The sequence below is a fragment of the Stenotrophomonas rhizophila genome (assembly GCF_003751305.1).
Taxonomy (GTDB): Bacteria; Pseudomonadota; Gammaproteobacteria; order Xanthomonadales; family Xanthomonadaceae; genus Stenotrophomonas; species Stenotrophomonas rhizophila_B.
The window spans coordinates 1,040,498-1,066,754 of the sequence record NZ_RJKV01000001.1 but is presented as its reverse complement, the minus strand read 5'-3'; the positions used below and the strand labels follow the sequence as shown (position 1 = coordinate 1,066,754).

The following is a 26,257-nucleotide window of genomic DNA, read 5'->3' as shown; positions in this document are numbered from 1 at the left end:
CCTGCCCGATCGCTGGATCAGGCGTCCAGCTCTTCCCAGCGCGCGTACGCGGCATCCAGCTCGGCCTGCACCTTGGCGAGCTTCGCATTGTGCGCGGCCATGTCGGGCGCACTGCGCTGATAGAACGCCGGGTCGTTCATCGCGGCGGTGAGGCCTTCGACGTCCTTCTCCAGCGTTTCAATCTTCAGCGGCAGCTGTTCCAGCTCGCGCGCGTCCTTGTAGCTCAGCTTGCGCTTGGGCTCGGCCGGCGCGGCAGCGGCAGCGGCCGCAGCAACCGGCTTGGCGGACACCACGGGCGCGGACGCAGCCGCGGCGGCCACGCGTGCAGCGTGGCGCTGCCAATCGGTATAGCCGCCCACGTACTCGCCGACCACGCCATCGCCTTCCATCACCATCGTGGAGGTCACCACGTTGTCCAGGAAGTCACGGTCATGGCTGACCAGCAGCAACGTGCCGGTGTAATCGCTCAGCAGCTCTTCGAGCAGCTCGAGGGTTTCCACGTCCAGATCGTTGGTCGGTTCATCCATCACCAGCAGGTTGGACGGCTGCGCGAACAGCTTGGCCAGCAGCAGGCGGTTGCGCTCACCACCGGACAACCGGGTGATCGGCGCGCGGGCGCGCTCGGGCGAGAACAGGAAGTCCTGCAGGTAGGCATGCACGTGCTTGCGCTTGCCGTTGAACTCGATGAAATCACGGCCCTCGGCCACGTTCTCGATCGCGGTCCAGTCTTCGCGCAGCACCGCACGGTACTGGTCGAAATACGCGATCTGCAGGTTGGTACCGGCACGCACTTCGCCACTCTGCGGCTGCAGGTCGCCCAGCAGCAGCTTGAGCAGCGTGGTCTTGCCGCTGCCGTTCGGCCCGATCAGGCCGATGCGGTCGCCACGCAGGATGACGGTGCTGAAGTCCTTGACCATCACGCGCTCGCCGAAGGCGAACGAGATGTCCTTGACGTCGATCACCTTCTTGCCGGAGTTCTCCGCCTGCGCAGCTTCCATGCGCACGTTGCCGCCAAGTTCGCGGCGCTGCGAGCGATCGTTGCGCATTGCCTTGAGGCGGCGCACACGGCCTTCGTCGCGGGTGCGGCGGGCCTTGATGCCTTGGCGGATCCAGATTTCTTCCTGCGCGAGCAGTTTGTCGAAGCGCGCGTTCTCCTGCGCCTGCGCGTTCATGCGCTCTTCGCGGCGGCGTTCGTAGTTGGCCCAGTCGCCCGGCCAGCTGGTGACCTGGCCGCGATCGATCTCGACGATGCGGGTAGCCAGTGCACGCAGGAAGCGACGGTCATGGGTGACGAACACCACGCTGCCGTTCCAGTTCTTGAGGAACATTTCGAGCCAGTCGATGGCTTCGATGTCCAGGTGGTTGGTCGGTTCGTCGAGCAGCAGCAGATCCGGCGAGGACACCAGCGCGCGGCCCAGCAGCACGCGGCGCTTCATGCCGCCGGACAGGCGCGCGAATTCGGCATCGCCGTCCAGGTCCAGCTTGGTCAGGGTCTCGCTGACGCGCTGATCCAGGCCCCAGCCGTTGGCGGCATCGATCTTGGCCTGCACGGCCGAGAGCGCATCGCCGTCGAAATCGTCGGCCATGCTCAGGTGGTGGAACTCGGCCAGCCACTGGCCCAGTTCGCCCAGGCCATCGGCGACCACGTCGAACACGCTGCCGGCGGCACCGTGCGGCACCTCCTGTTCCAGGCGGGTGATGCGCACCCCCTGCTGCACGCGGACTTCGCCATCATCGGGCTTGTGATCGCCGGACAGCAGTTTGAGCAGGGTCGATTTGCCGGCGCCGTTGCGCCCGATCAGGGCGATACGCTCGCCCGGCTCGATCGACAGTTCGGCTTTTTCCAGCAACAGGGGGCCGCCGACGCTGAAGTCGACGTTTTGCAGAGTAATCAGAGGCATCCGACCATTGTACGGTCTGGCGGCAACCGCGTCGCTTACTCCTGACCGAACGCGTCCGCAGGCAGCCCCAGCAGCGCCCACAGCGCCGCGGGCACCCGCTTGCCCGGATGGCGTACCACCCACAGCTGGCGCGACATCGGCGGCACCGGCGTTTCCACGACGCTCAAGCTGCCCAGCGCCAGCAGATCGGCCACCGCATGCCGCGACAGGCACGCCAGGCCAAGCCCGGCCGCAGCCGCCTGCTTGATCGCCTCGGTGCTGCCCAGCTGCATGGCGCGGGCAAAGTGATGCAGGTGCGGCAGCAGCGCCTGCTCGACCGCCTCGCGGGTGCCCGAACCCGGCTCACGCAGCAGCCAGCGGGCCTGCGCCAGCGCCGCGACATCCATGCTCATGGGCGCCGTTCCCGGCGCGGCCACGATGACCAGATCATCGCGCTGCCACGGCAGCACCTGCAGGCCGCTTTCATGGCACGGGCCTTCAATCAGGCCCAGGTCGACCTCCAGGCGCTGTACGGCTGCAACCACGTCGGCGCTGTTGCCGATCCGCAGGTCCACCTGCGCCTGCGAGTTATCGGCCAGCAGCACGGCGACGCGGGGCGGCAGCAGGTAGTTGCCGATCGTGGTGCTGGCCCCGAGCCGCAGCAGCAGAGGCAGCGCGCCGGCGTTGGACTGCCCTGCGCCGGCCAGCCGCTCCAGATCGGCGGCGGCGACCAGCAGCGCGCGGGCCGGATCCAGCAGCGCCCGCCCCTGCGGGTTGAGCACCAGCCGGCGCCCGATCCGGTCGAACAGCGGGCTGGCCAGCTGGCTTTCCAGTTCGTTGAGCGCGGCACTGGTGGCCGACTGCGACAGCGCCAGCTGCGCGCCCGCCGCAGCTGTGGTGCCGGCGTCGGCAATGGAGACGAAAACCTGCCATTGGCGGAGGGTGAGGTGCATGACGACAATTAACGCACTAAACAGGTCGAAGTGACACGAACAATGCGTTTTACAGGTTCGTCGGCGACGCGCAGGCTATGGCTGTGCGTTGACTGGAGACCCTTGTGAACATCTTTGCCGCCGCCTTGCCCTCACCCACCACCGCGCAGCGCTGGCGCGACCGCCTGCCGGGGCTGCTGCTGACCGGCGCCGTTGCGGCCGCGGCCATGGGACTGGCGCCGCTGGCGTGGCTGCAGGCACACGGCATCAGCGCGCTGACCCTGGCCATCGTGCTCGGCATCGCCGTGGGCAATACCCTTTACCCGCGGCTGGCGGCCCATGCCAACGCCGGGGTCGGCTTTTCCAGGCACTGGCTGCTGCGGGCGGGCATCGTGCTGTACGGCCTGCGCCTGACCTTCCAGGACATCGGCCAGGTCGGTATCAGCGGGGTGCTGATCGATGCGCTGGTGCTGACCAGCACGTTCGCGCTGGCCTGGTGGGCCGGGACGCGATGGTTCGGCCTCGACAAGGAGAGCGCCCTGCTGATCGGCGCGGGCAGCTCTATCTGCGGGGCGGCGGCGGTGATGGCGGCCGAGCCGGTGGTGCGCGGCCGCGCCGAACAGGTGACCGTGGCCGTGTCCACCGTGGTGGTGTTCGGCACGCTCGCGATGTTCGTGTACCCGCTGCTGTACCAGCTCAACCTCGCGCACGGGTGGATCCCGATGACAGTGCAGGCCTACGGCGTGTTCACCGGCTCGACCGTGCACGAGGTTGCGCAGGTGGTCGCGGCCGGCCGCGCCGTGAGCGCAGCTGCGGCCGACACCGCCGTGATCGCCAAGATGGTGCGGGTGATGATGCTGGCACCGTTCCTGATCGGGCTGTCGATGCTGCTGGCGCGCGGTGGTGCGCCTGGGGCGCCCGGCCAGCGCGCCAGGATCGTGGTGCCCTGGTTCGCGTTCGGCTTCGTCGCGGTGGCCGGGCTCAATTCGCTGCAGGTGCTGCCGGCGGCCGTCGTCAGCGCGGCGATCGATCTGGACACCGTGCTGCTGGCGATGGCGATGGCCGCGCTCGGTCTGACCACGCATGCCTCGGCGCTGCGCAAGGCCGGGATGACGCCGCTGCTGCTGGCGCTGCTGCTGTTCGGCTGGCTGTTGGCGGGTGGGTTGGGGATCAACCGGGGCGTGCATGCGCTGCTCGGCTGAGGCACGCCGGGCGGACTTCTGCGACACTACCGCATGTCTGAATTCTCCTCCCTGCCGCTGAAACCAGCGCTGCTGCCCGGCATCGATGCCATGGGCTATACCTCGCTCACCCCCGTACAGGCCCAGAGCCTGCCGGCCATCCTTGAGCGCCGCGATGTCATCGCACAGGCCCCGACCGGCAGCGGCAAGACCGCGGCCTTCGGGCTGGGCCTGCTGCAGGCGCTGGACCCATCGGTGACCCGCGCCCAGGCGCTGGTGCTGTGCCCGACCCGCGAGCTGGCCGACCAGGTCGGCAAGCAGATCCGCAAGCTGGCCACCGGCATTCCGAACCTGAAGCTGCTGGTGCTGACCGGCGGCATGCCGCTGGGCCCGCAGCTGGCCTCGCTGGAAGCACACGACCCGCAGGTCGTCGTCGGTACCCCCGGGCGCATCCAGGAACTGGGCCGCAAGCGCGTGCTGCATCTGGGCGGCGTGACCACGCTGGTGCTGGATGAAGCCGACCGCATGCTCGACATGGGCTTTGAAGAGCCGATCCGCGAGATCGCCGGGCGTACCAGCAAGGACCGCCAGACGCTGCTGTTCTCGGCGACCTTCCCGGATGAGATCCGCGAGATCGCCCGCGTGCTGCTGCGCGATCCGGTGGAAGTGACCGTGGAAGGCGCCGATCATGCGCCGGCGATCCGCCACCTGTTCTGCGAGACCGAGCTGGCGCTGAAGCAGAAGGCGCTGGCCGGCCTGCTGCTCAAGTACACGCCGGAATCGGCCGTGGTGTTCTGCAACACCCGCCGCGATGTCGACGATGTCGCCATTTCGCTGCAGCAGTTCGGGTTCTCCGCGCTGCCGCTGCACGGCGAGATGGAACAGCGCGACCGCGACGAAGTGCTGGTGCGTTTCGCCAACCGCAGCTGCAACGTGCTGGTTGCCAGCGACGTGGCCGCGCGTGGCCTGGATGTGCAGGACCTGGCCGCGGTGATCAATTACGAGCTGCCGACCGATATCGAAACCTACGAGCATCGCGTTGGTCGTACCGGCCGCGCCGGTGCCACGGGCCTGGCGATCAGCCTGGTGACGCACCGCGAGCGCAACCGCGCCGATGCGCTGGAACTGGCACAGGGCAAGCCGCTGGACTGGCAGAAGACGCCGCTGGCCACCGCACGCCCGCCGGTGCTGCCGCAGGCCGCGATGACCACGCTGCGCATCGATGGCGGCAAGACCGACAAGCTGCGCCCGGGCGACATCCTCGGCGCACTGACCGGCGATGCCGGGCTGGCGGCCAAGTACATCGGCAAGATCGACATCTACGCCACGCGCTCGTATGTGGCCATCGCACGCGAGCAGGCTGGCCGGGCGATCGCCCAGCTGGAGGCAGGCAAGATCAAGGGCCGCCGGTTCCGTGTCCGCAAGATGGATGTCTGAGCGGTAGAGCCGACCGTTGGTCGGCTGCACTTTCGTCGCGGCGTGTGAGGTGCCGGCCAGCGGCCGGCACTACCGGGAGCGGTAGGCCCGCGCGGATTCCCGGATCAATAGACCAGGTTGGCCAGCAGCGGGACGTCATCCGTCCACCGGTCGCGGCCACCGAGGCCGGCCAGCTCCACCAGCACGGCCGCACCGACCACCTCGACCTGCAGCTGGCGGGCCAGCGACAACGCCGCCAGCAGGGTGCCGCCCGTGGCGAGCACATCATCGATCACCAACACGCGTGCGCCGGCCGGCAAGGCATCAGCGTGCACCTCAATGCTGTCCGTGCGGTACTCCAGGGTGTAATCCTGGCGCAGCACCTTGCCCGGCAGCTTGCCCGGCTTGCGCACCGGCACGAAGCCCACGCCCAGCACCCGCGCCATGGCCGCGCCGAGGATGAAGCCGCGCGACTCGATCCCCATCACTGCCTGCAGGTTGGCATCGCGCCAGGGCGCGACCATCGCATCGATGGCGGCCGCGAAATCCGGGCCGTCGGCGAGCAACGGCATGATGTCCTTGAACAGGATGCCCGGCTTGGGGAAATCGGCGATGTCGCGCAGGCGGCCGGCCCAGGCGGGCGTGGCGGAAGACTCGGTCATGGGTCTGGAAACAAACAGGGTGGCATAGGGTAAACGCTTCGGCGGGGGCTTGCAGATCCCCGGCATCAGGGCATTGCTGCGTTCCAGCCATGCGTTGATCCGCTCACCTCGAATTCGCACACCCGTGCGATAATCGCCCTAACTGGTTGTTCACCCCGCTTCCGCGATAAGCAGCGAAGCGACCAACGGTCCCCGCCACGCACGGCGCGCGCGGGCCTGCCCGGTGCCGGTCGGCACCGGATTTCCTGTAGAGGTTCATGCAACGTGGACAAGAACACGAAACCGTCGGCCCTGGGCCGCACACTGGTGGTCCTGCTTGGCATCGTGGTGATGCTGTTCGGGCTGTCGTTGCTGGTAGGCGGCGTCCGCCTGGTCCAGCTCGGCGGCAGCTGGTATTTCCTCCTGATGGGCGGCGCATCGCTGCTGGCCGGTCTGCTGCTGGTCCTGCGGCGGCCGATGGGCGCGGCACTGTACGCGGCCGCCTTCATCGCCACCGTGGTGTGGGCGTTGGCCGATGCCGGGCTGGAATTCTGGCCATTGGTCTCGCGATTGGTCATGCCGGCGGTGCTGGCGATGCTGGTGGCACTGGCCTGGCCGGCACTCAAGCGCAGCCGTGGGCAGTCCGCCGGGCGCTCGGCGTATGCCGTCGCGGCGCTGCTGCTGGTCGGTCTGCTGGGCACGGCGGTCTCCGCCTTCCAGCCGCGCCCGGTCGTCACGGCCCAGGGTGCACGCCCGGCCGTGGTGCCGGTGGCCAAGGGCAGCGAACAGCGCGACTGGATGCACTGGGGCAACACCACCGCCGGCACCCGCTTCGCCGCGCTGGACCAGATCACCCCGGCCAACGTGGCGCAGTTGCAGGTTGCCTGGACCGCGCACACCGGCGATGTGCCGCAGAGCGATGGCTTCGGCGCCGAAGACCAGCTCACGCCGCTGCAGATCGGGCAGACCCTGTACCTGTGCACGCCGCACAACCGGGTGATCGCGATGGATGTGGACAGCGGCCAGCAGCGCTGGGCGTTCGACCCCAAGGCAACCGCGCCGAACTGGCAGCGCTGCCGGGGGCTGGGCTACTTCGATGCCAGCCTGCCAGCGAGTGGCGCGCCCACCGTGGCGGCTGCCGCACCGTCCGAGACGGCTGCACCTGCAGCACCGCCGGCACCTGCAGCACCACAGGCACCCGCCGCTGCCGTGAGCGGCACAACGCCGGCGATCTGCGAAAAGCGGATCCTGATGACGTCCATCGATGCGCGCCTGTTCGCGCTGGATGCCACCACCGGCGCACCGTGCACCGATTTCGGCGACAACGGCGTGGTCGACCTCAAGCGCGGCATGGGCGAGATCAAGCCTGGCTTCTACACGCTCACTGCCGCGCCGCTGGTGGCCGGTGAGCTGGTGATCGTGGGCGGCCGCGTGGCCGACAACATCGAGGTCGGTGAGCCGTCCGGTGTGGTGCGCGCCTACAACGTGCGGACCGGTGCGCTGGCATGGGTGTGGGACCTGTCAAAGGAAACCCCGGACGTGCCGCTGGATCCCTCGATCCATTACACCCGGGCTACCCCGAATGTGTGGACCTCGATGGCCTATGACCCGCAGCTGGGCCTGGTCTATCTGCCCACCGGCAACACCACGCCGGACCAGTGGGCCGGCGAGCGCACCCCGCAGGATGACAAGTACAGCTCGGCGGTGGTGGCGCTGGATGTGGCCACCGGCAAAGAGCGCTGGGTCTACCAGACCGTGCATCACGATCTGTGGGATTACGACCTGCCCGCACAGCCGACCCTGACCGATGTGCCCGATGGCAAGGGCGGCACCCTCCCCGCCCTGCTGCAGATCACCAAGGCCGGGCAGGTGTTCATGCTCAACCGCGCCACCGGCCAGCCGATCACCGAGGTGCGCGACATCAAGGCGCCGCAGGGCAAGGCCGATGGTGAGCGCTACTCGCCGACGCAGCGGCTGTCGGTCGGGCTGCCGCAGATCGGTGCGCAGACCCTGACCGAATCGGACATGTGGGGCGCCACGCCGATCGATCAGATGCTGTGCCGCATCCAGTTCAAGGGCTTCCGCTACGAAGGCATGTTCACGCCGCCGGGTGAAGATCTGGCGCTGCAGTGGCCCGGTTCGCTGGGCGGCATGAACTGGGGCAGCGCATCGGTGGATCCGACCACCGGCTACCTGTTCGTCAACGACATGCGCCTGGGCCTGTGGACCAAGCTTATTCCGCGTGCGCAGATGACCGAGGGCGCAGGCGGCGTGGAAATGGGCGCGGCCTCGCAGACCGGCACGCCGTATGGCTCGCTGCGGGATCGCTTCCTCTCCAAGCTGGGCATCCCGTGCCAGAAGCCGCCGTTCGGCACGATGTCGGCGATCAACCTCGCTACCCACGCGCTGGTCTGGCAGGTGCCGGTCGGCACGGTGCAGGACACCGGGCCGATGGGCATCAAGATGCGCCTGCCGATTCCGATCGGCATGCCGACCCTCGGTGGTTCGCTGGCCACCCAATCGGGCCTGCTGTTCTTCGCCGGCACCCAGGATTACTACCTGCGCGCCTACGACAGCCGCACCGGCGAAGAAGTGTGGAAAGCCCGCATGCCAGTCGGCAGCCAGGGCACACCGATCACCTATGTGTCGCCCAAGACCGGCCGCCAGTACGTGGTGATTTCAGCCGGTGGCGCGCGCCAGTCGCCGGATCGCGGTGACTACGTGATCGCCTACGCGCTGCCGGCCACGCACTGAGCCCTGCGCGCCACGGTCCACCGACCGTGGCGCGGCGGCTTCGCTTCGCCGCGTGCAGCCCTTACCATGCACGATCACCGAGCACGAACCACCGCCATGTCTGCCGTACCTCCCAGCCGTCGTCCCAAGCGCGCCCCTGCCCCACCGCAGGATCGCGGGCTCAGCCACGAGTTGATGCAGCAGATCCAGGACAACCAGGGCGATCCGGATTTCATGACCTCCCTCGGCCGTGGCCTGGTGGTGCTCAGTGTGTTCTCGCAGCACCCGCGCGAAGTGACCATGTCGCAGATCAGCACCGAGACCGGCATCTCGCGCGCGGCCGTACGGCGCGTGCTGTACACGCTGGAGAAGCTGGGCTACGTGGGTGAACAGGGCCGCGGCTTCGTGCTGCTGCCGCGCGTGCTGGGCATAGGTGGCGCTTACGTCGCCTCCTCGTCGATGACTGCCGCCGCACAGCCCGTGCTGGATGCCCTTCGCGACGACCTGCATGAGTCCTGCTCGCTGGGTGTGCTCGACGGTGACGACGTGCTCTACGTCGCCCGCGCCGAAACCGTGCGGATCATGTCGATCGGCCTGCGTGCGGGCAGCCGCCTGCCGGCGTACTGCACCTCGATGGGCCGCGTGCTGCTGGCGGCATTGCCGCGCGACACTCTGGAAAGCTATCTGGAACGCAATCCGTTGCGCCCGCGTACCGAACGCACCGTCACCCGCATGGAGGACTTCATCGACCTGCTCGATCGCGTGCGCCGCGAAGGCGTCTCACTGGTGGACCAGGAGTTGGAAATCGGGCTCCGCTCGATCGCCGTGCCGGTGCATGCCCGCAATGGCACCGTGATGGGCGCGCTCAACATCGGCACCCAGGCCGGGCGGATCAGCCTGGGCGTGATGCAGTCGCAGCTGCTGCCGCGGCTGCGCGAAGCGGCGCAGCGCTTGGGCAACCTGCTGCACTGACGCCGTTCAGCCGGCCTGTTCGCCGGCCTGCTCTTCCAGGATCGGCTTGGCCAGCGCGAAGGCATGGTTGGCCGCCGGTACGCCGCAGTAGATCGCCGTCTGCAGCAGCGCTTCCTTGATCTCCTCCGGGGTCACGCCGTTGTTGCGTGCGGCGCGGATGTGCAGCTTGAACTCTTCGTCGTGGCCCAGTGCCACCATCATCACGATGGTCAGCAGCGAACGCGTATGCCGCGGCAGGCCATCACGGGTCCAGACCGTACCCCACGCGGTGCGCGTGATGAACGCCTGGAACTCCTCGGTGAAATCGGTGCGTGCCTGCAGCGAGCGCTCCACGTGCGCTTCGCCGAGCACGGCGCGGCGTACCGCCAGGCCAGCTTCGTAACGTTCCTGTTCGTCCATTGTGGGGTGCTCGTTCTGAGGTGGGGGCGTGCCGACCATCGGTGGCGCGCTAGCGAAGGTGGGTGGCGAGCGCTGCGGTGAACGCGTCGGCCGATTCGATGTTGCAGATGTGGCGCCCGGGCACCGCGATGGAATGGCCATCGGCCACGCCCTGCGCGATGGCGTCCAGATCCGCGGGCGGGCACACCGGGTCGTCATCGCCGGCGATCGCCAGCGTCGGCACTGTGATGCGCTCGAGTTGGTCACGGAAATCGGCCGTGGCCACGGCATGGCAGCAGCCAACGTAACCGCCCACCTCCGTCGCGACAAAGCGCTGCAGGATGTCCTCCACCACGGCGGGCCGCGCCTGGGCAAACACCGGGGTGAACCAGCGCTCGGCGGTTCCCTCGCGCAGCGGCAGCAGGCCATCGCGTTGCACCTGGGCAATGCGCGTGTTCCAGCTGTCCAGCGTACCGATCTTCGCGGCCGTGGCGGCCACCGTCAGCGTGCGCAGGCGCTCACCGGCATGCACACCCAGCCACTGGCCGGTCAGGCCGCCGATGGAGAGCCCGCAGAAATGGCTGCGCTGCACGTCCAGGTGATCCCACAGTGCAATGACGTCCGCGCCCAGCTCCGCCACGCTGTACAGACCGGGCGGTGTGCTGGACTGGCCATGCCCGCGGCGGTCGTAGCGCAGGATGCGGAACCGCGCCGACAACGCCTCGACCTGCCGGTCCCACATATGCAGGTCGGTGCCCAGCGAATTGCAGAACGTCAGCCAGGGCGCCGCGACCGGTCCATCGATGCGGTAATGCAGGCGGTGCGAGTCCAGCTCGAGAAACGGCATGCAACACTCCAGAAAAAAAGAAGGATCAACGCTGCGCCAGCACGCGGTCGATCCAGGTATCGGCCATGCCGCGCCAGCTCTCCGGCGCGAACAACGCATCCAGTTGCGTCGGCGACAGATGCGCGGTGACCTCGGGCATCTGCGCCAGTACCTCGCGCAAGTGCCGCGATCGGGCCAGCGCCTGGCGTGCGGCCTGTTCCACCAGCCCGTGCGCGGCGGATTTGCCCAGCGTCTCGGCCAACGTCACCGCCACCGCCTCGGCGTAGAGCAGACCGCCGTGGCTGTCCAGGTGCTCCTGCATGCGGGCACGGTCCAGCTGCAGCCCCTGCACCACCACGGTGACCTGGGCCAGGCTGCCGGCGCACAGCCGCACGATCTCCGGCACGGTTTCCCACTCGGCATGCCACTGCCCTGCGGCGCGCTCGTGCGGCTGCGGCATCGCCGCGAACAAGGTTGACACCAAGCCCGGCACCCGGCTGGCCGCAGCGATCGCCGCGACGCAGCCGACCGGGTTGCGCTTGTGCGGCATGGCGGAGGAACCGCCCTTGCCCTCAGCGGCCGGCTCGAACGCCTCGGCCACTTCGGACTGCATCAGCAGCACGATATCGGTGGCGATCTTGCCCAGCGTGCCGGTCAACAGGGCGAACACGCTGCCGAACTCGGCAACGCGGTCGCGCGCGGTGTGCCAGGGCAAGGCCGGCACCGGCAACTGAAGGTCCTGGCCCAGCGCCTGCGCCACGTCCAGGCCGCGCGTCTGCAACGACGCCAACGTCCCCGCGGCGCCGCCGAACTGCAGCACCAGCGTATCGGCACGCAACACCCTGAGGCGGCGCTGGCTGCGCTGCAGTGCATCGAGCCAGCCGGCCGCCTTCAGGCCGAAGGTCACCGGCACCGCCTGCTGCAGCAAGGTGCGCCCCGGCAGGCCGGTATCGCGTTCGGCATCGGCCAACGTCGCCAAGGCATCGCACAGCACCTGCAGACGGTCCTGCACCCACGCCGACGCGGTACGCAGCTGCAGCACCGCACCGGTGTCGATGATGTCCTGGCTGGTCGCGCCCCAGTGCACCCACCGCGCCGCCTTGGCACTGTCCCGCCCGACCTGCGCGGTCAGCGCCTTGACCAGCGGAATGGCCGGATTGCCGGCCAGCGCGGTTGCCCGGCCCAGCACCGGCACCTCGTACAACTCGGCCCGGCAGGCCGCTTCGATCGCACCCAGCGCGTCAGCGGGGATCACTCCACAGCGCACCTGCGCCCGCGCAAGCGCGGCTTCAACATCGAGCATCGCCTGCAGCCGCGCTGTGTCGGTGAACATCGCATCGACCTCCGGCGCACCAAACAGGCCACCGAGCAGGGAGTAGGAATCGCTCATCACGCGCCATCCATTCACAGTAGGAACCAGCTTACCCGCGCCGGGTCGGCGCGACGTGCAGGCCTGGATCAGTAATCGAAGAAGACCGTTTCGTGTTCGCCCTGCATGCGCACGTCCCAGTGGTACAGGCCATTGCCCTGCGCCTGTGCGATGAGGGTGGCGCGGCGCTCGGCCGGCACCAGCGCCAGGATCGGATCCTCGGCAGTGCCGGGCGCATCGCTGAAATACAGGCGCGCACTGGCTGCCCGCAACAGCCCACGCATGAAGACCAGCACCATCAGGTGCGGCGCCTGCGCCTGGCCGCTGGGCCCTGCCACGCTGCCGGGGCGCACGGTGGTGAAGGCGAAGCGCCCCTGCTCATCGGTCGGCACTCGGCCCCACCCGTCGAACGCCGGATCATGATCGGCATGCCGCGGGTCCTCCGGGTGCGCATAGATGCCCTGTGCATCGGCCTGCCAGATTTCCAGCACGGCATCGGAGACCGGTACGCCCAGGCCGTCGAACACCTGCCCCTGCACCTGCACGCGCTCGCCCTGCGCCTGGGCTGGTGCGATATCGGTGCGATACAGCGGTTCCAGGCCCAGACGGTAGTACGGGCCCACGGTTTGCCACGGAGTGGATTGGAAACTCATCTGCTTACTCCCACACGGTCATCTTGCGACCACGCAAGACGATGTCGAAACGATAGCCCAGCGCGAATTCGTTCTCGGTGTTTTCCCAATCGAACGAAGACACCATGCGCGCACGCGCCTTGGCATCGTCCACGCAGTTGTAGATCGGATCGAACTCCAGCAGCGGATCGCCGGGGAAGTACATCTGCGTGACCAGACGCTGGCCGATGCCTTCGCCATGCAGCGAAAAATGGATGTGCGCCGGCCGCCACGCGTTGAAGTGGTTGCGCCACGGATACGCGCCCGGCTTGATGGTGGTGAAGCGGTAACGGCCGTGTTCGTCGGTGAGCACCTGGCCGGTGCCGATGAAGTTGGGGTCCAGCGGTGCGTCGTGCTGGTCGCCCCTGTGCAGGTAACGGCCAGCGGCGTTGCACTGCCACACCTCGACCACGCGGTTGCGGACCGGGCGGCCGTTCTCATCCAGCACACGGCCACTGACCACGATGCGCTCGCCCAGCGGCTGGCCCTTGAAGCCGGCGGTCAGATCGGCCGCATGCTTGCCCAGGGTGATGCGGTCCAAGGTGGGGCCGGTCACTTCGGACAAGGTGGCCGGGATCCGGATCGGATCGCGACCCGGGCCGCGCAGGCGCGTGGACGCATACGGCAGATGGATGCGGTCCGGCTGGGAGCCGGGATACGGCCTGCGGTAACCGCGCAGGTCAGTGGGATCGCTCATGGCGTACTCCGATTGGCGGGCGGCCGGAAGACCGCGGCTGTGGTGCTACGGCACGCTGCCACGCGAGGGCGACAGCGGCCGTGAAGCGGAAGATGGGAAAGCGAATTCAGACGCGCTCGATCGCCAGCGCCACACCCTGGCCGACACCGATGCACATGGTGGCCAGGCCACGTCGGCCACCGCTGGCCTCCAGCTGGCGCAGCAGCGTGAGTGCGAGCCGCGCACCGCTCATGCCAAGCGGATGACCGATCGCGATGGCGCCGCCGTTGGCGTTCACGTGCGCGGAATCGTCGGCGAGCCCGAACTCGCGCAGGCAGGCCAGCCCCTGCGAGGCGAACGCCTCGTTGAGTTCGATCGCGTCGAAATCGGCGATGCCCAGCCCGAGCCTGGCCAGCAGGCGCCGGGTGGCCGGCACCGGGCCCATGCCCATGATCGCCGGCTCCACGCCCGCGCTGGCAAAGCCAAGGATGCGCGCACGCGGGGTCAGGCCCAGCGCCTGTACCTGCGCACCGGAGGCCAGCAGCAGCGCGGCCGCCCCATCGTTGATGCCCGAGGCATTGCCGGCGGTGACGGTACCCGGCTGACGGAACAGCGGCTTGAGCTTGCCCAGCGCCTCGATCGTGGTATCGGCACGCGGGTGTTCGTCGTGCTCCACGCGCACGCTTTCGCCGCGCTTGCGGCCCGGTGCATCGACCGCGACGATCTCGCCCTCGAAGAACCCGCGCTGCTGGGCTGCGGCGGTGCGCTGCTGGCTGCGCAGCGCGAATGCATCCTGGTCCTCGCGCGAAATCGCGTAGCGCTCGGCAACGTTCTCCGCGGTCTGGCCCATGGTGTCCACACCGTGCAGCTCTCGCAGCCTCGGGTTGATGAAGCGCCAGCCCATGGTGGTGTCCTCCAGGGTCTGATCACGGGCGAACGCGGCACCCGGCTTGCCCATCACCAGCGGCGCGCGCGACATCGATTCGACCCCGCCGGCAATGGCCAGCCCGAGCTCGCCGGCGGCGATACCGCGGGCCACCGTGCCGATCGCATCCAGGCCCGAGCCACACAAGCGGTTGACGGTGCTACCCGGCACGCTGACCGGCAAGCCGGCCAACAGCAGGCTCATCCGCGCCACGTTGCGGTTGTCTTCGCCGGCCTGGTTGGCGCAGCCCAGGTACACCTCCTCGATCAATGCCGGGTCCAGCTGTGGGTGACGCGCCAGCAGCGCCTTGATCGGCAGCGCGCCCAAGTCGTCGGCACGGATGCCGGACAGCGCACCGGCGTAGCGGCCGATCGGGGTGCGGATACCATCGACGATATAGATGTCCTGCAGGCTCATGTCAGGCTCCTTCACTCATCTGCAGCGGCAGGCCGGTCAGCTCGCGCAGCTGCGCCAGCGTCACCCCGTCGACCATCTCCAGCACGGTCGCGCCGTCCTTGCCGAGATCGAACACGGCGACATCGGTATAGACCCGAGAGACGCAGCGCAGGCCGGTCAGCGGATAGCTGCACTCGGCCACCAGCTTGCTCTGCCCTTGTTTGGTGAGCAGGTCCATCATCACGAACACCTGCTTGGCACCGATGGCCAGATCCATCGCGCCGCCTACCGCCGGAATCGCATCGGCCGCGCCGGTGCTCCAGTTGGCCAGGTCGCCCTGCGCCGATACCTGGAACGCACCGAGCACGCAGATGTCCAGGTGGCCGCCGCGCATCATCGCGAAGGAATCGGCATGGTGGAAATAGCAACCGCCGGTGAGCAGCGTCACCGGCTGCTTGCCGGCGTTGATCAGGTCCGGATCTTCCTGACCGGGTGCCGGCGCAGGGCCCATGCCCAGCAGCCCGTTCTCCGACTGCAGGAAGATTTCCTTGTCGGCAGGGAGGAAGTTGGCCACCGTGGTCGGCAGCCCGATGCCCAGATTGACGTAGGCACCTTCAGGGATGTCACGCGCAACGCGCGCGGCCATCTCATCGCGGCTGAGGCGGTTCATGCGCGGTCTCCTGCGGTGGTCGACGCGGGGAGTTCGACCACCCGCTGCACGAAGATGCCCGGGGTCACCACCGCCTCGGGATCGAGTTCACCCAGAGGCACGACCGACTCTACCTGGACGATCGCACAGCGCGCGGCCATCGCCATCAGCGGGCCGAAATTGCGCGCGGTCTTGCGGTAGACCAGGTTGCCCCAGCGGTCGCCGTGGTGTGCCTTGATCAGCGCGAAGTCGGCATGCAGCGGATACTCGAGCACGTAATGGCGGCCGTCGATCTCGCGGGTTTCCTTGCCCTGCGCAAGCTCGGTGCCATAGCCGGTGGGGGTGAAGATCGCCCCCAGCCCCGAGCCGGCCGCATGGATGCGCGCGGCCAGATTGCCCTGCGGCACCAGCTCCAGTTCGATCTCACCGGCGCGGTAAGCCGCATCGAAATGCTGCGAATCGGACTGGCGCGGGAACGAGCAGATGATGCGGCGCACCCGCTTGTGCTGGATCAGCGCAGCCAGCCCGCTGTCGCCGTTGCCGGCGTTGTTGTTGATGATGGTCAGCCCGCGCGCGCCCTGCGCGATCAAGGCATCGATCAGCGCATCAGGCATGCCGGCGGTACCGAACCCGCCGATCATCACTGTTGCGCCGTCGTGGATATCGGCCACCGCTGCGTCAGCGCTGGCCACGGTCTTGTCGATCACTGCATTGCTCCTTGCCACGCACTGCGATGCGCGGCCACGTGCGGGAAGACTCTGGAAGGGACCATGGTGCGGAGCGCGCTCAGCGCGGTCAATCCGATATTCGGCCACTTGATTCGATAATCGCACATCATTGCGGTTCTCCCGGCCGGCTCAGGTACGCGTCTGGCCAACGCCGACGCGCAGCCCCAGGCAGGCCCACGCGGCCAGGGCCAGCGGCAGCGCGCACAGCACGTACAGTGCCGCGGGCGACCAGCCCGCATCGACGAGCAGGCCCACGCTCAACGGCGAAAGAATCGCACCGACGCGCCCGATCCCGATCGCCCAGCCGAGCCCGGTGGTGCGCACGTCCGCCGCGAACACCACCGGCGCGGCGGCATACAGGCCGGCCATCGCGCCGAACAACGCCGCGCCGATCACGAAGGCGATCGGGAACGCGATCTCCAGACGGGTGTTGAAGCCGGCGAACAGCAGCATCGCCAGCATGGCCAGCACCAGGCTGGCGGCAGTCAGCCGCGACAGCGCCCAGCGCGAAGCGAGCCAGCCGAACAGGCTGCCGCCGACGATGCCGCCCAAGTTGAGCAGCACGCCACCGGTGATGCCCTGCTGCGCCGAGACCCCGGCGGACACCAGCAGCTTCGGCGTCCAGCTGAGCACGAAGTAGAACGCGAACATGTGCAGGAAGAAGGCCATCGCGATCAGCACCGCCACCCGGCGCAGGTCACCCACGAACAGCGCCGCGTACCCTTTGCGGCCGTCGGCGCGCACGGGCACCGGCGGCAGTGCCTGCAGGGTCGGCATGCGCATGCGGGCCAGCAGGGCATTGAGCCGCGGCAACGCATCCTTCGGCCGGCGCGCCACCAGGAAATCCAGCGATTCGGGCAGGCACGCCAGCACCAGTGGAATGCACAGCAGCGAGGCACCGGCACCGATCAGGAACACGCTGTGCCAGCTGAAATGCTGGAGCATCCACGCCGCCAGCAGGCCGCCGAGGGTGGCCCCGATGGGATACCCGGTCGCCTGCATCGCCACCGCCGTGCTGCGCCATTTCGCATTGGCATACTCGGCCGTGATCACCCCTACCCCGGCCAGCATGCCGCCAATGCCGATGCCGGTGAACACACGCAGTGCGGCAAGCTGCCAGGCGTTGGCAGCCAGCGCGGATGCGGCCATGCCCACAGTCAGGATCACCAGGCAGAGCATGATCATCGGCCGGCGGCCCCAGCGGTCGGCCAGCGGTGCGAGCAGGAACGAGCCCGGCGCCATGCCGACCAGACCGGCGCTGAGCATGATGCCCAGCACCTTGCCCGACAGCCCCCAGTCGGCCGATACGTGCGGCGCGGTGAACGCCATCACCATCACATCGAAGCCATCAAGCATGTTCAACAGCACGCAGATCGCGATGGCGGTCCACTGGAAGGGACTCATCCGCTCGAGCACGAGCGGGGAAGCGGAGGTGGCGGCATGGCTCATACAAGGATCCTGCGACAACGTGATGCGAAAGATGTCCGGCGGGGAGGTCTCAGCGACCGGCCTGGCTGGAGGCATGGATGACCTGGAGCACCGACTGCAGCTGTTCGACCTCGACCTGGCCCGGGGCCGAAGGCGTGCCGATCATGCCGAAGGTCAGCGCCTGGCCGAACGTCTCACCGGCCAGCCGCGAGACCACACCGGTGCCGCCCATGGACATGGTCAGCAGGGGCTTGCTGCTGCGCTGGCGCACCTGCCAGGTGGCCTCCAGCAGGGTGAGTACGTCGCCGGCGTCCTGCGGCATTACTGCGATCTTCAACACATCCGCGCCCATCGTGTCCTGCCGCAGCAGCCGCGCGATGATCTCTTCGCGGGCGGGCGTGGCGTGGAAGTCGTGGCTGGACATCACCACCTTCACTCCGGCCTTGTGCGCCTGCGCGACCAGCGCCGCGACCCGGGCCGGATCACGGAACATTTCCACGTCGATCAACTGGGCGAAGTCACCGTGCAGCAGCGTGCTGTACAGCGCCGCGTAGTCTGCATCGCTGATCGGCTTGCTGCCGCCTTCGGCCTGGGTACGGAAGGTGACGATCATCGGCTTGCCGTTCAGCGTGCGCGCGATGCGCTTGCCGAGCGCGACCAGCGCCGTGCCATCGGTGGCGATGTCCAGGTAATCGATGCGCCATTCGGCCAGGTCGGTGGAGGGGCTGGCGGCGATCGCCGCGGCCTGCTGCAGCGCCAGTTCGGCGGTGGCGCCGGTGATCGGCACGATGGTGCGAGGCGCGCCTTCGCCGATGCGCAGTGCACCGACCTGCAACGGCGTCACCGCCGGCGGGGCGGCCTGTGCAACGGATGCCACGCCGCCCAGCACGGCGGCCAACAGATAGGGAGTGAGCGCGCGCATCAGAAGGTGACCTTGGTCTGTACACCCAACGCCCAGGCGTTGTCGGTGCGGGTATAGGCGAACGTGCCGGGATTGACGATGTACTGCACGTCCGGGCGGATCATCAGCCAGGGCGTGACCTGGATGCTGTAGGACAGTTCGAACAGTTCTTCGGCCTGGCTGAGCTGGTACAGCGGCGAATCGCCCGGTACGCCCATGCCGATGAGATCGGCGCGGCGCGCATCGACCAGGCGACGATTGATGTCCGCACCGACGTAACCCAGCGCGATGCTGTCCTGCGCCCGTGAGCCGATGCCCTGGTAGACGCCACCCAGCGCGTACCAGCGGCGGATCTGCGCGGTATCGGTATCGGACACCATGTACTGCGCGAACGCGGTCAGCCCGCGCTGCGGATCACCGGCTTCGCGGGTCAGGCGCTGCTCGGCCAGCACGTAGGCGCCGTGGCGTCCCGTGGTCGGCGAGGTATCCAGGCCACGCTGATTGACCCGCGAGGTGTCGTAGTAGCCGCCGAACTTGTACACGCCCGGATGGGTGCCGCCCTTGTCCGGCGTCCAGGTCACTTCCAGCGGGAACAGCGAGCCGGTGGTGCCCGACACGAACGGGCGGAACGCGTTGCGTTCGATGTTGCCGCCGAGGTTCGGGTTGACCTGGAACCACCCGGTGCGCACGTTCAACGCCGGGCTGACCTGCTGGGCCACTTCACCGCCCCAGCGTGCCGTGGGGTAGTTGTACCAGCCGCTGTTGCCGGACATCGCCAGCGGATGCGCGCAGAAGGCCGCATTGACGAAGTGGGTCAGCAGGCTGTGCAGGCCGAACTGGTTGCCCATCGCGTAATAGCCCAGCTTGAAATACGACTGGCCGACGTTGAAGGTCTGGTCGTAGCTGGCTTCGGTGAGGCGGGTGTACTGGCCACCGTAGGCTTCCTGGATCGGAAAGCGGTTGCCGACCAGATCGGCCGAGGTGCTGTTGCCGCGGCGGTCATTGAGCGTGACGTGGAATGCACCGCCGCTCCAACCGGCCAGCGTGCCCATGTCCAGGTCCACGCCCACGCGCACCTGTTGGGCATAGCGCGCGCCGGTGCGGCCGTAACCGCCGTCGACCACCCCCATCGCTTCGCCGACATAGTCGCCGCGGAACCGGATGCCGCGTTCATCCAGCGAGGTGCGGGTGCCGCCCCAATCGCCGGTCAGGGTGGTGCCGTCGTAGCGGTTGGCGGACTGCGCGGCGGCCAGCGCCGGGCACAGCAGCGCCGTGGCGACCAGCGTGGACAGGGAGGTTCGGATCAGGACGGCCATGGGCATCACTCGAAGGGGGATCAGCGCAGCGACAGCGGTGCGCTGAGAGGCGACGTCGCGCCCAGCGCGGAGGTCGCAGTGGCGGTCACGGTGGCGATGTCAGCCGCTTCGCCGGTGGTCGGCAACGCCAGCGTGAAGCGGCCTTGCCCTTGTGCATCGGTGATCGCCTCGACAGTGCCGAGCAGGCGTTCGGCTTCGCCACCATGCGCGGCGCGGTTGCCGAAGAGCTCCAGCTGATAGCGCTGCGCTGGCATGCCCTGGAAGACACCCTGCACCGTGCGCGCTGCACCGTTGCCCTGCACTGCCTGCAGCGTCGGGGCGGTCTGGCCGAGATTGGGGGCCGGTTGACACTCGGCCGGCCCCGGCGCGGTACAGATGCGCGCACGCTTGGCCGGATCGTTGTCCACCCCGCGCCCGCGCGAGCCCACGAAGTTCGCATGTTCCAACCCGGGTACGCCGAATACGATGGCCCCGCGCGGCTGGCCCTGGGCGCAGGCACCACCGGCCTCACAGCGCTCGATTTTCAGCCCGTTGTCGAAGATCCGGTTGGCGCTGAAACGATTCGGTGCGCTGACCGGTTGCGGTCGCACTGCGATGCCGATGCCGTTGCCGGTGATCGTGTTGCCATCCACCACATTCCCGCTGCCGGTGATGCTCAGGCCGATCGAATTGCCAGTGAACGTGTTGGCCGCGATGTAGTTGCGGTTGCCCCAGTTGATCTGCAGGCCATCGGAGTAATCGACGAAACGGTTGCGCACCACGGTATTGTCGTTGCCCCACAGAATCTCGATGCCCTGCGAAGGTTCGGGATTGGCGGCGGTGGACTGGAACAGGTTGTCGGCCACCAGGTTCCAGGCAGCGCCGCGGGTCAGCTCCAGCCCATCGCCGTTGTCCACGAACTGGTTGCGCACGATCCGGTTGTGCACCGTGGTGGTGGCGGTGGACTGGCCCTTGCCGTCATCGCCGGTGAGCATGATCCCGGCACCGCCCTTGTTGGCGACGATCCGGTTGTCATGGATCTCGCTGTGGCTGCTGCGGTTGATCAGCACGCCGATGCAGAAATTGCGGATCTCCAGCCCGGTCAGTTCGACGCCGCGGGTGTCACGCAGCACCAGCCCCGGCAGGGTGGTGGTACGCACGTTGGTGCCGGACTGGCCGGGCTCGGCCCCCGGGCAGGCATCGGTGCCGGTGCCGGTGACATAGGCCGAGCCGTCGATGGCGACGTACTGCCCATCGAGCGCCCACGGCGTGCCGACGATCTGCACCGGCCCGACAATCTCCGGCAGCGGCGTGGTCGGACGGATCACGTACGGCGCGTTGCCCACCGCGGCAATCTCGATCCGGTAGCGCCCGGGTGCCTGGTTGGCGGTGCTGATCGCCCAGCGCAACGAGCCCGGGTTGGCATCATCGGCATAGCGCTCCACCTTCAGCACCTCCAGTGGCGTGCGCGCAGGCTCGGCCTGGAAGGCCTGTGCCAGCGACGGCAGCACGGCAAGCAGGGACAGGGAAACAGCAGACAGACGGCAACGCATGCGCATACTCCGCACAGGGAAGGGAACTCCTGCGGTCTTCCCCTGCACCTGGCTTCAGTACCGTTTCGGCACCGCCCTCGCCCGCCAGAGGTGGATCGCTTGGAACGGGATTGAAAGTAGGTTTATCGCACTGCACCATTCAAGTGCGTTTATCGACTATGCGTGCGATTATCGAACATCGGCCCTACGACCATTGTCGTAGAAGCAGGCACGACGATGCCTGCGGCCGTGCCGCAACGGGGCTGTACCCATGCATTCAACGGTGAAAACGTCCGATGGCGGGCGGCAACCAGGGCAGCGCCCGCAATGTTCTACGAGCTGCAGGACAGCATCGAGCAGCCGGCCTTCACACGCGCCCACTCGGGCCGCTTGGCCGCGAAGTGTTCGCGCCCCGGCTGCGTTTCATACGGCCGCCGCAGCACCTCCAGCAGCGTATGCACGCCGCTCAGGTCGCCCTGCTCCGCCTGCTCGATCGCCTCCTGGGCGAGCCAGTTGCGCAGCACGTAAACCGGATTGGCCCGGCCCATCTGCTGCTGACGCGCGTTTGCACTCAGGCCATCGCCGCGCAGGCGCACCGCGTACTGCTGCAGCCATGCCTGCAGCGACGGCAGCACCGCGTCGCGACGGGCCGGGCTGTAGAACGCCTCCTCCAGCACCGCCACGGAAGGCGATGCGGGATCGAGCGCCATCAGCCCACGGAAGGCCAGGGTCATGTCCATCTCGCCCTCGTGCAGAATCTCCAGCCACGCCGCCATCAACGCCACGTCGTCATCGCGGCAGGTGTCCAGCCCCAGCTTCGCGGCGATGTCGGCGCGCTCGCAGTCCGCGTGCACCTGCTGGAAACGCGCCAGCCCGTCATGCAGCGGGGTGACATCCTCGAACAGCGGTGCCAATGCCTGCGCCAGCCGGGTGAGATTCCAGTACGCCACCTGCGGCTGCGTGCCGAAACGATAGCGTCGGCCCTGCGCGTCGGTGGTGTTGGGGGTCCACTCCGGATCGTAGTCCTCGACCCAGCCATACGGGCCGTAATCGATGGTGAGCCCGAGAATGGAGAGGTTGTCGGTGTTCATCACCCCGTGCACGAAGCCGACGCGCATCCAGTGCGCGACCAGCACCGCGGTGCGTTCGCAGATCTCGGCGAACCAGCGTGCATGGCGCGCCTCGCCCGCCTCTGCCAGCGCAGGAAAATCGCGCGCGATGCAGACATCGGCCAACTGCCGCAGCAACGTCGTGTCACCGCGCGAGGCCGGCAGTTCGAAGCTGCCGAAGCGGATGAACGACGGCGCGACGCGACACACGATCGCGCCGGGTTCGGCTTCAGGATGACCGTCGTAGAACATGTCGCGCACGACGGCATCGCCGGTGCCGACCAGACTCAGCGCGCGCGTGGTCGGCACGCCTAGGTGATGCATCGCTTCACTGCACAGGAACTCGCGGATGGACGAGCGCAGCACCGCACGCCCGTCGGCGCCCCGCGAGTACGGTGTGCGCCCGGCGCCCTTCAACTGCAGCTCCCAATGCGCACCGTCCGGGGTGAGCAGCTCGCCCAGCGAGATCGCACGGCCATCGCCGAGCTGCCCCGCCCAATGGCCGAACTGATGGCCACCGTAGTTGGCCGCCCACGGTGCCATCCCGGCATACAGCGCATTGCCGCCGAACACCCGCGCGAAATCCTCGCTCTCGATCAGGTCCTCGCCCATGCCCAGCAGCGTGGCCACCTCAGGCGAGTACGCCAGCAGCCGTGGCGCGGCAACCGGCGTCGGCATGACCGAGGACCACGCGGCCTCCCGCACCTCGCGCACGCGCGGGCCGGTTTCCGGGTCGCCGGGCAGGTCACGGATGAAACGGTTGTCGAAACGCAGGGGCTGGGTGCTCATAGGCATGAAATGGGGGCAGACCGGCTGCCCCGCAAGTTCAGCGCGAACCGCCGCCGAGGTTCAACGGACCGCCGCGCTCCACCGCACGCTGGTACGCCGGGCGCTGCTCGATCCGGGCCAGGTACGCCTGCAACCGTGGGTAGGCGGTCATGTCGCCACCGCGCGCGGCGGCGGCCTGGATCGGGAAGCTCATCTGGATATCGGCAGCGGTGAAGCGTTCCCCGGCAAACCACGGCGACTGGCCGAGCTCGCGTTCCATCCAGTCCATGTGCAGCTTCACCTGAGGACGCACGAAGCCGTTCAGCGCCTTGTCGGCAATGGAGCGCGCGATCGGCTTGGCGAAGAACGGCATCGGCGCGTTGCGCAGCCGCGAAAACACCAGCGTCATCACCAGCGGCGGCATCGCCGAGCCTTCGGCGTAGTGCATCCAGTAGCGGTAACGCACCCGTTCGGGGGATTGGGCCGGCATCGGCTCGGGCGAGAGCTGGCGGCCGCTGTCGTAGCGGTCGGCGAGGTATTCCAGGATCGCGCCGGATTCAGCCAGGACCAGCGCATCGTCCTGCAGCACCGGCGATTTTCCCAGCGGGTGCACGTCGCGCAGCGCCTGCGGTGCCAGCCACGTCTTGGGATCGCGCTGGTAGTTGACGACCTGGTACGGCAGGCCCAGTTCTTCGAGCATCCACAACACGCGCAGCGAGCGCGAGTGGTCCAGATGGTGCACCTTGATCATCGAGGGTTCCGCAGGGTCAAAGCGGCATCGTAACCGGGCGGCCGGCACGATGACGTCTTCAACGTGTTCTGCGGTGGCAATGCCCGAATGCCGCCCAATAAAAAACGCCGGAAGCTTTCGCTTCCGGCGTTTTAGGCGACCTTACGGTTGCGGGGGGTCGATTAGACCGCCTGCACCTGGTCAGCCTGCATACCCTTCTGGCCCTGCACGGCGACGAAAGTCACCTTCTGGCCTTCCTGCAGCGACTTGAAGCCGGTGCCCTGGATCGCGCGGAAATGCACGAAGAGGTCCGGGCCGCTTTCCGGGGTGATGAAGCCGAAGCCCTTGGCGTCGTTGAACCACTTCACGGTGCCCTGCTGACGATCAGACATGTACTAACTCCTGAAACAATAGTTGAAATAATCGCGGCCGCCGCGTATCGGAGCCGAGACTGAGTTGCAGGCGTTGGTAAAGCGGATCGATGAGCAGATCGTGAGATCAACTGCACCAGGCCACGATTCACGGTGACCCTAGCAAACACAGTGTGGGTGACGATACTCGTGTTTTACCGAAAAAGCGATAGCTGGTTGATTCAGCCATCCTCCCCCTCCCGCCTGACAGGACAAGGGGTCGGGCGATCCTACACGAAATCGCACCCCCCATTCAGATTTTTCCTACCTTAAGATCAGCAAAATGACAGATGCCCCGACCCCTAAAGTTCACATCTGGGTGGACGCCGACGCCTGTCCGGCGGTCATCAAGGAGATCCTGTTCCGGGCCGCCGAGCGTGCCGGGATCGAGATGACCCTGGTCGCGAACCACTGGTTGCGGACCCCTCCGTCCCGTTTCATCCGCTCGATCCAGGTTCCACCGGGCCTGGATGTGGCCGACAGCGTGATCGTCGAACGGGTCCAGCCAGGCGATCTGGTCGTCACGCAGGACATCCCACTGGCGGCCCTGGTGCTGGACAAGAAGGCCGTCGCATTGAACCCGCGCGGCGACCTGTACACCCCGAACAACATGGCTGAGCGGCTGTCGATGCGCAATTTCATGGAAGAACTGCGCGGCTCCGGCGTTCAGACGGGCGGACCGGCGCCCCTGCACGCGCGCGACAAGCAGGCCTTCGCTGCGCAGCTGGACCGCTGGCTGGCCAAGCGTTCAGGCTGAAGGATCAATCCACAGTTCCAGGCAGCCGGCCAGCGGCCGGCTCTACAGATGTAGCGACAGCCCGCTGGTGAACGTGCGCCGCTCCCCGGTCAGCGGGTCATCGAACGTCAATTCCCTCGCCAGCAGTTGCAGCGGCGCGTCCGCCGGCGCATCGGCGAGCAGCTCCGGGTACAGGTCGTCCCCCAGGATCGGCGCACCCAGTCCCGCCATGTGCACGCGCAACTGGTGCTTGCGGCCGCTGACCGGGTGCAGCCGGTAGCGCCAGACCGGTCCAGTGCCGTCGATCACCTCGATGCGGGTCCTGGCATTGGGCTCACCGGGCACCTCGGCCATGCGGAAGAACGGCTCGCCGGGGACCAACCGCGTATGGCGCTCCAGCGGGAACGCCCGATCCGGCAGCGGCGGTGCCAGGGACTCGTACACCTTCTCGATGCGCCGCTCGCGGAACAGGCGCTGGTAGGCATCGCGGGTATCGGGCCGGGTCGAGAACAGCACCAGCCCGGCGGTCAGCCGGTCCAGGCGGTGCAGCGGCACCAGGTCGCGGTTACCGGTGCGCGCCACCAGCCGCGCCAGCAACGTCTCGCGCACGTAGCCGCCGGCAGGGGTAACCGGCAGGAAGTGCGGCTTGTCGGCCACCAGCAGGTGCGCGTCCTGATCGACGATGGCCTCCACGAACGGAATCACCGGCTCATCAGCCACTTCACGGAAGTACACGATCTCCAGCCCCACCTGCCAAGCCTGATCCGGCGCGAGCGCCCTGCCCTGCGCGTCCTGCACCCGCCCCCGGGCGAAGCGGTCCGCCCACTGCGCGCGGTCGATGCGCGGAAAGCGCGCACACAGCCCCTCCAGCAGGCTTGGCCAGTCGCCGGGGGGCAACTGCAGGCGGCTGGGTGCGGGGGCAGCGAGGATCGGATCGGACGGGCTCATGGCGAACCATTATCATGGCGCTCTTTG

At 68.0% G+C, this 26,257-nt stretch carries 24 protein-coding genes; 5 read left to right on the top strand and 19 right to left on the bottom strand.

Annotated elements, in window-relative coordinates; translation table 11 throughout:
- Window positions 1–17: 17 nt before the first annotated feature.
- Window positions 18–1,901, bottom strand: a complete 1,884-nt coding sequence (locus EDF74_RS04995) for an ATP-binding cassette domain-containing protein (protein ID WP_123729046.1) — start codon at window positions 1,899–1,901, stop codon at window positions 18–20.
- A 35-nt stretch (window positions 1,902–1,936) separates the two neighbouring features.
- Window positions 1,937–2,833, bottom strand: coding sequence for a LysR family transcriptional regulator (locus EDF74_RS04990; protein ID WP_123729045.1), 897 nt, complete (start codon window positions 2,831–2,833; stop codon window positions 1,937–1,939).
- Between the two features lie 104 nt (window positions 2,834–2,937).
- On the opposite strand from EDF74_RS04990, the gene EDF74_RS04985 reads away from it, so the two are divergent.
- Both EDF74_RS04985 and dbpA read left to right on the top strand, forming a co-directional pair.
- The gene (locus tag EDF74_RS04985) at window positions 2,938–4,014 is read left to right on the top strand and encodes a YeiH family protein (protein WP_123729044.1); all 1,077 of its coding nucleotides are present in this window, start codon (window positions 2,938–2,940) and stop codon (window positions 4,012–4,014) included.
- A gap of 33 nt (window positions 4,015–4,047) precedes the next feature.
- Window positions 4,048–5,430, top strand: a complete 1,383-nt coding sequence (dbpA, locus tag EDF74_RS04980; protein WP_123729043.1) for an ATP-dependent RNA helicase DbpA — start codon at window positions 4,048–4,050, stop codon at window positions 5,428–5,430.
- A gap of 104 nt (window positions 5,431–5,534) precedes the next feature.
- On the opposite strand, the gene EDF74_RS04975 is transcribed toward dbpA, so the two are convergent.
- On the bottom strand, window positions 5,535–6,071 hold the full coding sequence (locus EDF74_RS04975) for an adenine phosphoribosyltransferase (protein ID WP_123729042.1): 537 nt from the start codon (window positions 6,069–6,071) through the stop codon (window positions 5,535–5,537).
- A gap of 264 nt (window positions 6,072–6,335) precedes the next feature.
- On the opposite strand from EDF74_RS04975, the gene EDF74_RS04970 reads away from it, so the two are divergent.
- Entirely contained in the window at window positions 6,336–8,804 is a 2,469-nt protein-coding gene (locus tag EDF74_RS04970) for a membrane-bound PQQ-dependent dehydrogenase, glucose/quinate/shikimate family (protein ID WP_123729041.1), read from the top strand.
- 96 nt (window positions 8,805–8,900) lie between these two features.
- A complete protein-coding gene (locus tag EDF74_RS04965; RefSeq protein ID WP_123729040.1) occupies window positions 8,901–9,755 on the top strand; it encodes an IclR family transcriptional regulator domain-containing protein in 855 nt (284 codons plus the stop codon).
- A 6-nt stretch (window positions 9,756–9,761) separates the two neighbouring features.
- Here EDF74_RS04965 and pcaC read toward each other — a convergent pair whose 3' ends face one another.
- The 15 genes from pcaC to EDF74_RS04890 form a co-directional block, all read right to left on the bottom strand.
- Window positions 9,762–10,154: a 4-carboxymuconolactone decarboxylase gene (gene pcaC / locus EDF74_RS04960; protein WP_123729039.1), complete on the bottom strand. Its 393-nt coding sequence runs from the start codon at window positions 10,152–10,154 to the stop codon at window positions 9,762–9,764.
- Window positions 10,155–10,203: 49 nt separating this feature from the next.
- Complete coding sequence (pcaD, locus tag EDF74_RS04955) at window positions 10,204–10,980, bottom strand: 3-oxoadipate enol-lactonase (protein WP_123729038.1); 777 nt, start codon at window positions 10,978–10,980, stop codon at window positions 10,204–10,206.
- Between the two features lie 25 nt (window positions 10,981–11,005).
- Window positions 11,006–12,349 carry a 3-carboxy-cis,cis-muconate cycloisomerase gene (locus EDF74_RS04950; RefSeq protein ID WP_123729037.1) on the bottom strand — a complete coding sequence of 448 codons (1,344 nt, stop codon included), beginning with the start codon at window positions 12,347–12,349 and terminating at the stop codon, window positions 11,006–11,008.
- A 68-nt stretch (window positions 12,350–12,417) separates the two neighbouring features.
- Entirely contained in the window at window positions 12,418–12,981 is a 564-nt protein-coding gene (pcaG, locus tag EDF74_RS04945) for a protocatechuate 3,4-dioxygenase subunit alpha (RefSeq protein ID WP_123729036.1), read from the bottom strand.
- Window positions 12,982–12,985: 4 nt separating this feature from the next.
- A complete protein-coding gene (gene pcaH / locus EDF74_RS04940; RefSeq protein WP_123729035.1) occupies window positions 12,986–13,696 on the bottom strand; it encodes a protocatechuate 3,4-dioxygenase subunit beta in 711 nt (236 codons plus the stop codon).
- Between the two features lie 106 nt (window positions 13,697–13,802).
- Window positions 13,803–15,017: a 3-oxoadipyl-CoA thiolase gene (pcaF, locus tag EDF74_RS04935; RefSeq protein WP_428999131.1), complete on the bottom strand. Its 1,215-nt coding sequence runs from the start codon at window positions 15,015–15,017 to the stop codon at window positions 13,803–13,805.
- Between the two features lies 1 nt (window position 15,018).
- Window positions 15,019–15,666, bottom strand: coding sequence for a 3-oxoacid CoA-transferase subunit B (locus EDF74_RS04930; RefSeq protein ID WP_123729034.1), 648 nt, complete (start codon window positions 15,664–15,666; stop codon window positions 15,019–15,021).
- Window positions 15,663–16,352 (bottom strand): 3-oxoacid CoA-transferase subunit A, encoded by a 690-nt coding sequence (locus EDF74_RS04925; protein WP_123729033.1) that lies wholly within the window; start codon window positions 16,350–16,352, stop codon window positions 15,663–15,665. The genes EDF74_RS04930 and EDF74_RS04925 overlap by 4 nt, the downstream gene beginning before the upstream one ends.
- Before the next feature lie 150 nt (window positions 16,353–16,502).
- Window positions 16,503–17,822 carry an MFS transporter gene (locus EDF74_RS04920; RefSeq protein ID WP_123729032.1) on the bottom strand — a complete coding sequence of 440 codons (1,320 nt, stop codon included), beginning with the start codon at window positions 17,820–17,822 and terminating at the stop codon, window positions 16,503–16,505.
- 49 nt (window positions 17,823–17,871) lie between these two features.
- Complete coding sequence (aroD, locus tag EDF74_RS04915) at window positions 17,872–18,723, bottom strand: type I 3-dehydroquinate dehydratase (RefSeq protein ID WP_123729031.1); 852 nt, start codon at window positions 18,721–18,723, stop codon at window positions 17,872–17,874.
- Window positions 18,723–20,018 carry a carbohydrate porin gene (locus EDF74_RS04910; RefSeq protein ID WP_123729030.1) on the bottom strand — a complete coding sequence of 432 codons (1,296 nt, stop codon included), beginning with the start codon at window positions 20,016–20,018 and terminating at the stop codon, window positions 18,723–18,725. The genes aroD and EDF74_RS04910 overlap by 1 nt, the downstream gene beginning before the upstream one ends.
- Before the next feature lie 20 nt (window positions 20,019–20,038).
- A complete protein-coding gene (locus EDF74_RS04905; RefSeq protein WP_123729714.1) occupies window positions 20,039–21,550 on the bottom strand; it encodes a right-handed parallel beta-helix repeat-containing protein in 1,512 nt (503 codons plus the stop codon).
- Between the two features lie 311 nt (window positions 21,551–21,861).
- Window positions 21,862–23,427, bottom strand: coding sequence for a protein adenylyltransferase SelO (locus tag EDF74_RS04900; protein ID WP_123729029.1), 1,566 nt, complete (start codon window positions 23,425–23,427; stop codon window positions 21,862–21,864).
- A gap of 37 nt (window positions 23,428–23,464) precedes the next feature.
- Window positions 23,465–24,157, bottom strand: a complete 693-nt coding sequence (locus tag EDF74_RS04895; protein WP_123729028.1) for a glutathione S-transferase family protein — start codon at window positions 24,155–24,157, stop codon at window positions 23,465–23,467.
- 161 nt (window positions 24,158–24,318) lie between these two features.
- Entirely contained in the window at window positions 24,319–24,528 is a 210-nt protein-coding gene (locus EDF74_RS04890; protein ID WP_017356920.1) for a cold-shock protein, read from the bottom strand.
- A 301-nt stretch (window positions 24,529–24,829) separates the two neighbouring features.
- Between EDF74_RS04890 and EDF74_RS04885 the strand changes: the two genes are divergently transcribed.
- A complete protein-coding gene (locus EDF74_RS04885) occupies window positions 24,830–25,303 on the top strand; it encodes a YaiI/YqxD family protein (RefSeq protein ID WP_123729027.1) in 474 nt (157 codons plus the stop codon).
- A 42-nt stretch (window positions 25,304–25,345) separates the two neighbouring features.
- Here EDF74_RS04885 and EDF74_RS04880 read toward each other — a convergent pair whose 3' ends face one another.
- Window positions 25,346–26,230, bottom strand: a complete 885-nt coding sequence (locus EDF74_RS04880) for a pseudouridine synthase (RefSeq protein WP_123729026.1) — start codon at window positions 26,228–26,230, stop codon at window positions 25,346–25,348.
- Window positions 26,231–26,257 lie beyond the last annotated feature (27 nt).